The sequence below is a fragment of the Spirochaetaceae bacterium genome, assembly GCA_009784515.1.
Lineage (GTDB): Bacteria > Spirochaetota > Spirochaetia > WRBN01 > WRBN01 > WRBN01.
The window spans coordinates 1-10,604 of record WRBN01000072.1 but is presented as its reverse complement, the minus strand read 5'-3'; the positions used below and the strand labels follow the sequence as shown (position 1 = coordinate 10,604).

Annotated in this window: 13 protein-coding genes; 9 read left to right on the top strand and 4 right to left on the bottom strand. The window is 36.4% G+C overall.

Going from position 1 to position 10,604, the window contains the following annotated elements:
* From FWE37_07785 to FWE37_07745, 9 genes are all read left to right on the top strand, one after another.
* Positions 1-592, top strand: a 592-nt coding sequence (locus FWE37_07785) for a radical SAM protein (protein ID MCL2520878.1), incomplete at its 5' end; no start/stop codon positions are given.
* On the top strand, positions 579-1,205 hold the full coding sequence (locus tag FWE37_07780; GenBank protein MCL2520877.1) for a hypothetical protein: 627 nt from the start codon (positions 579-581) through the stop codon (positions 1,203-1,205). The genes FWE37_07785 and FWE37_07780, both read left to right, overlap by 14 nt.
* A 101-nt stretch (positions 1,206-1,306) precedes the next feature.
* A complete protein-coding gene (locus FWE37_07775) occupies positions 1,307-1,855 on the top strand; it encodes a hypothetical protein (GenBank protein ID MCL2520876.1) in 549 nt (182 codons plus the stop codon).
* Between the two features lie 83 nt (positions 1,856-1,938).
* Positions 1,939-2,685, top strand: a complete 747-nt coding sequence (locus FWE37_07770) for a class I SAM-dependent methyltransferase (GenBank protein MCL2520875.1) — start codon at positions 1,939-1,941, stop codon at positions 2,683-2,685.
* Between the two features lie 6 nt (positions 2,686-2,691).
* Complete coding sequence (locus FWE37_07765; protein MCL2520874.1) at positions 2,692-3,759, top strand: PD-(D/E)XK nuclease family protein; 1,068 nt, start codon at positions 2,692-2,694, stop codon at positions 3,757-3,759.
* 29 nt (positions 3,760-3,788) lie between these two features.
* The gene (locus FWE37_07760) at positions 3,789-4,226 is read left to right on the top strand and encodes a pyridoxamine 5'-phosphate oxidase family protein (protein MCL2520873.1); all 438 of its coding nucleotides are present in this window, start codon (positions 3,789-3,791) and stop codon (positions 4,224-4,226) included.
* Positions 4,227-4,253: 27 nt separating this feature from the next.
* Entirely contained in the window at positions 4,254-4,661 is a 408-nt protein-coding gene (locus tag FWE37_07755; protein MCL2520872.1) for a pyridoxamine 5'-phosphate oxidase family protein, read from the top strand.
* Between the two features lie 9 nt (positions 4,662-4,670).
* On the top strand, positions 4,671-5,237 hold the full coding sequence (locus FWE37_07750; protein ID MCL2520871.1) for a DJ-1/PfpI family protein: 567 nt from the start codon (positions 4,671-4,673) through the stop codon (positions 5,235-5,237).
* Between the two features lie 21 nt (positions 5,238-5,258).
* A complete protein-coding gene (locus tag FWE37_07745; protein ID MCL2520870.1) occupies positions 5,259-5,756 on the top strand; it encodes an isochorismatase family protein in 498 nt (165 codons plus the stop codon).
* Here the strand turns inward: FWE37_07745 and FWE37_07740 are convergent.
* From FWE37_07740 to FWE37_07725, 4 genes are all read right to left on the bottom strand, one after another.
* On the bottom strand, positions 5,751-6,677 hold the full coding sequence (locus tag FWE37_07740) for a diguanylate cyclase (protein ID MCL2520869.1): 927 nt from the start codon (positions 6,675-6,677) through the stop codon (positions 5,751-5,753). The genes FWE37_07745 and FWE37_07740 overlap by 6 nt on opposite strands.
* A gap of 2 nt (positions 6,678-6,679) precedes the next feature.
* The gene (locus tag FWE37_07735) at positions 6,680-9,766 is read right to left on the bottom strand and encodes an ATP-binding protein (GenBank protein MCL2520868.1); all 3,087 of its coding nucleotides are present in this window, start codon (positions 9,764-9,766) and stop codon (positions 6,680-6,682) included.
* A gap of 155 nt (positions 9,767-9,921) precedes the next feature.
* On the bottom strand, positions 9,922-10,374 hold the full coding sequence (locus tag FWE37_07730) for a flavodoxin domain-containing protein (GenBank protein ID MCL2520867.1): 453 nt from the start codon (positions 10,372-10,374) through the stop codon (positions 9,922-9,924).
* Between the two features lie 48 nt (positions 10,375-10,422).
* Positions 10,423-10,604, bottom strand: a 182-nt coding sequence (locus tag FWE37_07725) for a hypothetical protein (GenBank protein MCL2520866.1), incomplete at its 5' end; no start/stop codon positions are given.

Genomic DNA, 10,604 nt, shown 5'->3' with positions numbered 1-10,604 from the left:
CTTTTTACCTTACTTTGATATACCTTTTCAGCATGCCGGCAGTAAAGTGTTAAAAAATATGGGCCGTAATGGTGATAGCGCAAGTTATCTCAAATTAATTGATGCTATTAGAACCAAACTGCCTCAAGCAGTTATTCGTTCTACCTTTTTATTTGGTTTCCCGGGAGAGACGAAAGAAGATTTTAATGATGTATTAAATTTTATCCACAAAGCTAAACTCGATTATGCCGCCGGTTTTACCTACAGCCGCGAAGAAGGAACGGCTGCCTACAAAGAGGCCGGTAATAAAAATTTAGCGGTAAGTAGTAAGTTAGCTAAGCAAAGATTAGGTATTTTTAACGAGCAGCAGCAAATTATTAGCCGAAATCAATTAAAACGTTATCTTGGCCATAGTTACGATGCTTTAATTGAAGAACCCATTAAAGGCAGTAATTTATATTTAGGCCGTATTTATAGCCAAGCCCCAGAGGTTGACGGCCTTACCCTCATCGAAAGCGCCGCTCATTTAACGGCCGGTAACGTGGTAAAGGTAACCATTACCGGCACGACAGGGGCTATCGATTTAACCGCTACAGTAGATGAAACGTTATAAAATTAGTTTTAAAAAAGTTATTACCTTTTTATTCCCCAATAAATGTAGTTTATGCAGTAAACTTATGGCTAATAACTACGCTGTATGCCCTAGTTGTGCCGAGAAATTAACCAAACAGCAGCTTAATAAACAGCTTAACCACGATTATTTTGATGAATTTGTCCCGCTTTTTTACTATAAAGATGATATTAGGCAGTTATTAATTAATTTTAAATTTAAGTCTTTTTATAATTTAAAATATTATTTTGCCGCCGCACTAAAGGATACCCTGCAAAGTTATATTAATGATGGTTATGCTATCGTGGCTGCCCCTACCAGTAATCGTAACAGCAGTTTTTTAGCTTTGCTGAGTTATCTTAATCATAAGGGTTTTAAAATTAATAAATATTTAATTAAGAAAAGCAATAAAGAACAAAAGGGGTTAAATCGTGCCGAACGGCTGGAAGCTATTAAAGGTACTATTAAATTAAAAGTAAATAAAGTTCCAAAAAAGATAGTTTTACTAGATGACATTTTAACTACCGGCGCTACTTGTAACGAATGTGTTAAATTACTTTATAAAATGGGTGCAAGTAAAATAGCTGTAGTTGTGCTGGCTTATGATATTGCTTAAAAAATAATACAAATTGGTTAATTTGTGCTATAATAGAGTCATAGAGGTGCATTATTAATTTAGTAATTAATTTAATTGTATTAACTACAGTAAATTTAATATTGTTTATTTTAACTTATTTTATTTTTAAGAAATCTAAACTTTTTTTTAAAGCTTTAGCTTTAGGGTTTATTTATTTTTTAATAGTTGCTTTATTTAATTTTATAATTAATATTTTAGATTTTAATTTATTTACCGTCTTAGATATTTTATTGCTAACTGCTATCCCGGAGGTAGCAGCTAAATATTTTATTTGTTGTTTAGCTTTAAATAATAAAAAAGCTGCTATCAACGATAAATTATTATTAGTCATTATTTTAGCTTTAACTTTTTCTTTTGCCGAAAATACTTTACATTTAAACTCAAGCTTAGATATAATTTTTATAAGGTTAATAACCGTTTTACCTTTGCATTTGCTTACATCGTTAATATTAGTGAGTTATAAATATGGCTTAATTTATGCCATATTTATTCATACGGTATTCGATAGCTTAGTTTATTCATCTTTAAACAGTTTTTTTATTATTTTATTTGTTGTTTTAGTGGCTATTATAGTTAGCCGTAAACTTTATCGGCTGCTAAAACCAGTTAAAATCGATTTCTTTTCATAATTTCGCTAAGTTTAATTAGTTATTTTAGTTGACTTAAGGCTGAAACCGTGTTACAATAATAAGAGGAAAAATAGGGTTAATTAATGACAGAATGGTTTGATGATGACAATTTTTGGCTTAATTTTGAAGAGATGATGTTTGACCCAGACAGGCTTAACCGCACCTCGTTAGATGTGGCAGAGATGGTTACTTTATGCAGCCTGCGTAAAGGTATGACGGTGCTCGACCATTGTTGTGGCTTTGGCCGTCATGCCATCGAGTTTGCTAAGTTAGGTTATAAAGTAAGCGGGGTAGATTTATCTAAAAGTTATTTAGCCATTGCTCAAGCTAAAAGTAAAAAGCATGATTATAATATTAATTGGCACGAAGCCGATGTGCGTAATTTTTATTTAGATAACAGCTTCGATTTTATCTATAACTTTTTTACCAGCTTTGGTTACATTGAAGAGCCGGCCGAAGAGCTTAAAGTAGTGCAAAATGTTTATCGCAGTTTAAAACCCGGCGGGAAGTTTTTAATTGATATAGAAGGGAAAGAAACTTTGGCTAAAAATTTTATCGAAAGTCAATGCTTTGATGGCCAAGATGGCTCTATTATGTTGGTAATGGCCGAAATATTAGATAACTGGAGCCGAGTGCAAAACCGCTGGGGTTATTTAAAAGACGGGAAATATACCGAAACCACCTTCGCTCACAAACTTTATAGTGCGGTAGAGATGGGGCAGTTGCTCACAAAGGCCGGCTTTAGTTATGTACAGTTTTTTGGTAATTTGCAAGGAATTAATTACGATAATAATGCCGAAAGAATGATTGTAGTAGCGGTAAAGGAGTAAAGCGGTTTGGAAAAAATAGAATCATTTATCCAAGAGCTTGCCGAGCTTAATAAAGATTTTGAAAGATTTAATCAAGAAACCGTAAAGCAATTTGATAATTTTGGATTGTTAGATTTATCTATTAAAGAAGATGTGCATTTGCGTATGCTAGCCACGTTATTAAACCCAAACGGCAAACACAGTAAAGGTGATAGTTTTTTACAATTATTTTTAAAAATAGTAAATATTCCTAAAGATAAATTTTATCTTGATGATGTAAATTTAAAAATTGAAAAAGAAGATGGCATCTCTTTATTTAACGGTAAGCAACAAAAGATAGTGGTATCTAAACTCTTTATGGCCGGCACTTTACAAGAGCAGCTTAATGGTTATAGGGAGCATCCGGGCCGTGATGTATTTAGTGTATCGCTTTATGGGGAAGGAGGCGCCGAAGATGACACCTTTCCCGGGGCACATCTTATACAGCCGGAATCTTATTTACAATGGCTTAAATTTTGCCGGCGTGCAGCTGAAGGTAATCCTTTGTTATATACAATGTTAAAGCACTATATTGTGTTTTTTAAAAAACTTACCGACCACGAAATGGAAGAGGAATGGGTAGAAACCATTACCCGAAAAGAAAATTATCTTAAGGTTATTTTTACCCTTGCCGGCCGGGTAGATGTAATTAAATTTGTCGTTTTTAAAGAGCGTTTTGTGCCTTTAATGCAAGATATAGCCGATAAAAAAAATTTGGTTTTATCAAGTCATCTTGACTATTTTATGGACGGCAGCTGGTGGTTTTATTTTTATCATCATAGCTGGAAAAAACTTGCTCTTTGGTTTACCTATGATAAGGAGTTAATTGGTCTTAGATATGGTTTTGATAAGACAGGAATACCGGCTTTAGATGATTATTTAAGTAAAACTAATTTTCGTGATAAAAATTTTGAGCAACGGCTTTATTATTTAAATGACAATTTTTATTTAAAACTTTATAGTAATCCAGATGAAATTATTAAAATTTTTGAAGATAGAGTAGATAAGCATTTGAAATTGCTAGAAGATAGTGGTGTTGATAGCTCGTTATTTTAAATATAAATATTTATAGGAGAGAAATTAAAATGGATAAATTAATGATGGAAAAGGCTATTAAAATTATTAAAGATAGTAAAGATGCCGAATATGGGGTCATCAATGTGGGTTTTGCGGTGTTAGATGAAAACGGCTATCCTTCATCATCGGCTATATCGTTGGCCGATATGGAAGGCCTTACAGAGCTATATTTTACTACCAGTACCGATAGTAATAAAGCAAGACGTTTAGCCAAAAGTAATAAAGCCTGTGTATCTTACTACAATATGGAAAATAACATTACTTTTGTGGGCGAGGCCGAAGTGCTTACTGACCAAGCAACTAAAGATACATGCTGGCAAGAGTGGTTTATAGAGCATTACACCGGCGGTAAAACCGACCCAAATTACTGTGTTATTAAATTTACTGTTAAAAGAGCAAATTTATATTTTGGAGCAGAAGACAAAGCTGCCGAATTTACAATTTAATAAACTTTATTATTAAGGAAAAATATTATGAATGAAAAAATTTTGGAAAAAGCAAATAATGTTATTAAAAACTGCACTACGGCTAGTGTGGGGGTGATAGATGAAAATGGGTTCCCTTCAGTTTCGACGGTGTCATTAGTTAGGCCGGATAACGTTACCGAGCTTTACTTTACTACCAATATCGGGGCCAATAAAGAAAAACGTTTGCAAAAAAATAATAAGGCCAGTATTTGTTGTTATACTAAGAGTGATAACATCACCCTTGTGGGCGAGGCCGAAGTGCTTACCGACCAAGCCAGCAAAGATAAATACTGGTTAGATTGGTTTAAAGATATTTATGGCGATAAAACTGCTCCCGATTACTGTGTGATTAAATTTACTACCAAACGCGTGTCGTTATGGGTAGATAATGAAATTGCCGAATTTTCGCTTTAGGGGATAGTTATGCTTAAAGTAGCTGTATTATTAGCCGATGGTTTTGAGGAAGTAGAGGCCGTTACACCGGCCGATTTTTTGCGGCGTGCCGGCCTTGAAGTGCATTTAATTAGCGCAAATAATGTTAGAGAAGTTGCCGGTAATCACCATATAACTTTTGTGGCCGATTTATTTCTAAATGAAATTAAAGCTAATAATTATGTTGCTGTAATAGCGCCGGGTGGTATGCCCAGCGCTGCTAACTTAGCGGGTAACCCTAAGGTTATAAGCTTTATAGAAGAGGTAGCGGCAAACGGTGGTTATGTGGCGGCCATCTGTGCCGCACCGGCGGTGGTACTTAGTAAAACAAATTTACTTAAAGATAAAAAATTTACCAGCTTTCCTAACAGGGCCTTTAAAGAGTTAATGCTGCCTTTTGGTACTTACCTTGAGGAAAGGGTAGTGGTAGATGGTAAATTAATTACTAGTAGAGGGCCCGGTACGGCCGCCGAGTTTAGCTGCACTTTGATTGGATTATTATTAAATGATGAGGCTAAAGTGAAGGAGTTATTTGCCGCTTCATTATATAATTTTTAATAAGTAAAAAAAGGAAAATTTATGAAAATAGCTTTGTTAGTAATTGATATGCAAAAAGCTTTTTATGTGGGCGAAACCGAGTTATCTATGCAAAAGGCTAGTGATTACATTAATTTTGCACTAGATTTATTTAGAGAAAATAATAAAAAAGTTATTTGGATACAAGACGAAGACAAAGAAGACGGCAATGAGCAAGGTACGGCAGGTTTTGAAGTTATCGATTTATTAAAGCCATTACCGGAAGAGAAACGTATAATTAAACACTATGGTAATAGCTTTAATAAAACCGATTTACTTAAATATTTACAGCAAGAACAAATTGATACCTTAATTATTACCGGCTATTGCGCCGAATATTGTGTACTTTCAACTTATAGAGGTTCACTAGACTACGATTTAATGCCCATTATTTTAAGAGGCAGTCTTGCTAGTGATAAACCAGAGAATATTCACTTTGTAGAGAATATTAGCGAGGTAATAACAGCCGGTGTTTTACAAAAAATAATAAAAGAGCTATAAAACTTGCGCTTGCTCAACTCGGTTACGGCCATTCTCTTTGGCTTGGTATAAAGCTTCATCGATATTGGTGTAAAATTTGTTAAAGCCATCATCAAAGCTGAGATTAGCTGTAGGCTTTATAGAGCCGGCCCCAATACTTCCCGTTACAAAACAAGTTTCTTCCCTAAGCTGTATCGGTGTGGCAGCAATTTTTTCTCTAACTTCTTCGGCTATGGTTAAGGCTTTGTCTATCTCTGTAGCAGGAAGGAGTATGACAAATTCTTCGCCGCCCCACCTAAAAGCGTGGCCTTTACCGCCATCTACATAACTTTGTATAGCTTGGGCTACCGTTTTTAGGCAAATATCGCCATTTAAATGGCCATGCTTATCATTAAAATTTTTAAATTTATCAATATCTAAGACAAGCATACTTAAAGGTTCATGCCTTTCAGCGGCGGTAAGCCACATTTCTTGAATAGTTTTATTAAAGCTGTGGCGGTTACAAATACCGGTAAGGCTATCGGTAAGGCTAAAATTTTCAATGGTCTTCATTTGGTTAATAAGCTTTAACTGTAAACCCACACGTAAGATAACAATTTCTTCAATAAAGGGTTTACGTATATAATCAACTGCCCCAAGTTGTAAACCCTTCTGTTCGTCCTCAATGTTATCGCTGCCCGTTACAAAGATAACGGGAATAGCCCGTGTTTTTGCCGATTCTTTAAACTTAACTAATACCTCAAAGCCCGACATACCTTCCATAATTAAATCGAGTAAGATAAGGTCGATGTTATTTTCTTCGGCCAATTTAAGGCCTAGTTCGCCATTTTTAGCCAGCATAACATCGTAGGAAGGCGCTAGTATATGGCCAAGCACCGCTAGTTGTACAGGGCTGTCATCTATTATTAAAATGCATTGTTTTTTATTAGTTAAATTTGTCATGGTTATACCTCCAAAGTTTTTCTTAATTCCGTAAGTGTTTTACTTGCAAGGGTAAAGTCGACATTTTCAATTTGTTCGATAAGCTGTGCGCTTTGCGGAATAGTTAAAAGCTCTTCACAAAATTCTAGCGCACCAAAGTTATTAGCCTCTAATAACTTTGCTAAACGGTCAAAGAGCTCTTTAGCTTTGCCTTTATCTAATATCACCTGCGGCTGCTCCGTTAAATCTTCCGGGATAGTTTTCTGAATTTTAGCCAGCGCCAACGTAACTTCTTGGCTAAGCTGGGCTATAGTATCTTCATTGATAATCTCTTGGGCTAAATCGGCTTCAACTTTAGCGGCAGCGGCAGCCAAAGTTTTCTCCTCAAGGATACCGGCAAAGCCCTTTAAAGTATGGGCTAAACGATGGGCCGTTTTAAAATCGTTTGTCTTTGCTGCGGCGGTAATTTCAGCGATAATATCTTTTTGGCTGCGAACAAAATCTTTACAGGCTTTTAGGTAAAAGCCCGATTCCTTTAAAAAGGCTTCGGTATCAACGGCTTCTTCCGGTTTTTGCTGTACTATAGCTGCCGCCTCTTCCGGGTACCTATTTTTAATAAATTTTTTAAGCACGCCGTTAAGGTGAGCCGTTTGTATGGGTTTTGATAAAAAGCCATCAAAGCCGTTCTTCAAAAACTCTTCGGCTTGGCCCACCAGCGCATTGGCGGTAAGGGCCACAATAGGCCCGGTATAACCCCTTTTGCGGATAATAGCTACGGCCTCTGTGCCATTCATCTGCGGCATCATTTGGTCCATAAAGATAATATCGTAAACATTTCCTTCTTCCACCTTGTGAATAGCCGCCGCACCGCTGTTGCAGGTTTCAGTTTGAATTTTGTAATGCCCTATTAACCCGCTGGCTACATACAAATTGGTCTCTATATCATCAAAAATCAGAACACGGCCATAGGGCATACGCTCGGGAATAAAATTAAATTTTTTAGCCTGATACCTGCTGTCGGTATTAAATTTTCTTAAATTCGTTGCCGTTTCTGGGCCGATAGTTTTATCGCCATCAACTTGTTGAGGAATAAACAAGGTAATATGCGTACCCTTATTTACCTCGCTGTTTATCTCTATAGCGCCGCCCATAACCTCTAAAAGGTTTAAAGCGATAGGCATACCTAAGCCGATGCCTTGTATAGTTCTGCTTTCTTTTTCATGAAAACGTGAGTATTCATCAAATAAAGCCTTCTGCTGGTTTTTGGTCATGCCGTAACCGGTATCGATAATATCTATTTTTATAGTAGCTATGCCTTTATCATTGGTACCTAAAGATGAGACCATAAAGGTAACCGAACCCTTTTCGGTGTATTTTACGGCATTACTTAGCAAGTTGGTAAGTATCTGTTTAATACGCAGCTCGTCGCCTATAAGATAAGCCGGCATATTTTCGTCAACATCTACCACAAAGGTTAATTGTTTACTGCCAATATAAACAATGTTAAGCTGTATCGTATCGGCAATCGCGCTGGCCACCTCATATCGGTTGTTAATAAGCTCCATCTTGCCGGCTTCAACTTTGGAGAGGTCGAGGATGTCGTTGACAATGCCTAGCAGGATTTGGCCGCTGTTGTAAATCTTGGCAAAGGCTTCTTCAACCTCTAGCGGCAGGCTTGAGTTTTGCAGCTGAATTTCGGATATTCCCACAACGGCAGAGATAGGCGTACGAATTTCGTGGCTCATACGCGCTAAAAACTTACTTTTAGTTAAACTGTTTAGCTCGGCATCTAGCGCCCTTTTTTCCTCTTCCATTATAGCTTTTATGATGGTAAGGTTGGCAAAGTAGGCGGCCACTACCTGTTCTTTTCCCAGTTTAAAGCTTACCATCGAAACAGCGCAAGGAATAATTTTATCATCTAGGGTATGTAACTCTAGCTCGCAATATTTATTGTCTTTATTTAAAAGGGCACGCTTAAGAATAGCTAACAATATCTTATGGTTTTTTTGCGTGCCAACGATATGTTCCATATCGGCGTTAAGATTATCTTTATTGGTAAGGCCAAATAAGTTAGAGGCTTCGTAGTTACAATCAAGCACCACAAAGTCGTTCGTAATTAAAAAACAAGCGATAGGGGCGCTATCTAGCATAACCCTAAAGCGTTCGTTCGACTCTTTTTCTTGTCTTTGTATTTCGGTAAATTCACTGGTAAGATTATTTACAGAGAGCGCTACCTCAAGGTATTTGCCTTGATAGGGGGTAGTATCAATAAAATCTTGCCCCGTTCCCTTTAGGGTAACAAGTTTTATATCGCTAATAAGTTTGTCGAAAATGGTAACAACATCGATAAAGAGGTGCGAAATTTCATTATTGCCATTTTGATAGTTGGTAAAATCGCCTTGCTTTATCTTTTCAACTTTGTCTTCTACCTCTTTAATACGGCTTCTAAAGCTTTTTATCGTTGAAAAAGCCATTACAATAACTATAGACATTATAAGAGCAAACAAAGCTGTTAAAGTTACTTGCGCTCGCCTTTGCATATAGAAAATTCTTGTAGATATTTCATCTCTTATCTCACCAGCAAGGCCAACAAGCTCCTGAATAATAGCGGCGGTATCGGCGTGAAGGCTAGGAATACCTTGAAAGTTGTAGGTTCTTTCGCCGTCCCAAAAAAAGCGCTGGGTAATATGGTTAAAGGAGGTATTTATATTGAACACAACCTCTCCCATAAGCTGCATTCTAGTATCCCTGGCCTCATCATCAAGTAAATCATCGGTTATAACACTTAATATATAAATATCAGCAACATCTAAGATACGTTGGTAAAAGCTGGTCGTAAATAGTTCGGCGGCACGCCATACTTCTTCGTTAGTTTCGTTTTCGGTGCGCCAGTCTGTGTCAAAAAAGGTACTCCGATTAAACCAGCGGTATTCGGTGAATTGTTGATGAATTTCCATTACCTGTATTGAACGTATAACAATGTTATCGAGGTTAGAGGAATGAAGGTGCTCAAGTTTGGTAAAGGTGTCGCTATAGTAAAGGGCTATGCCAATAAAAGTTATTATGATAATAACAAAGCTAGCAATAAGCCTAGTCGAGATGTTTCCCATAATAATACCTCCATTGGCCATATTATAGCATATTTTTCTTTTATTAACAACATATATATTTATCTACCTATCTATTATAACACTAAGTTTTTATTTGCTGTATTAAAGGGGTAATTAATCCCCCTTCATAACAAAACAAAGGGGATTAAAAGAGGTTATTCGCTAAGCGTAGCGTACCAAGCGGTAACTAGGTTAGGTTCTTTAATGGTTTTGCTCCATAAATTAAGGCTGGGCTGTTCACCAAAAACTTTAGTAAAATCGCCAAAACTGGTTAATGGCCCGCCCGATACTGTAATAAAAGCCAATTTTTTGGTCTTAAGCTGCTCGGCGTTTGCCTTAATAAAGGTGCGCATTAAAGGATTAATGCGGCTTACCCAAATAGGGCTGGCTAAAATAATACGCTCGTAAGCAGAATAATCAATATTATATTCTTTAAGAGGCCAACTTGCTCCAGTCATAGCGGCAAAGCTCGCCTTTAAATTAAAGAAAAAACCGCTCCCAAACGGCTTAAGGCTTTCTAGCTTTAATACATCTACTTGGCCTGCAAGAGCTTCTGCCACCTTAGCGGTGTGGCCTTTGTTACTAAAATAAACTAATAATGTTTTCATTTTTTATCCTTTTTATCATTATCTATGATAATTTATTTTTAATGTAAACTAATTTAAATAATTAAGCAAGAGGCCAAAGTTGGTTATGGCAATATTTTTTTCTTTTAATAAATTAAGTGTATACAAACTTTGGTTGCGGTTAAGCATACAACTACCACATTGCACAATAAAGGCATAATCATTAATATTATCCGGTAGGTTACCGCCGCTATGCACATCGATAACGAGGT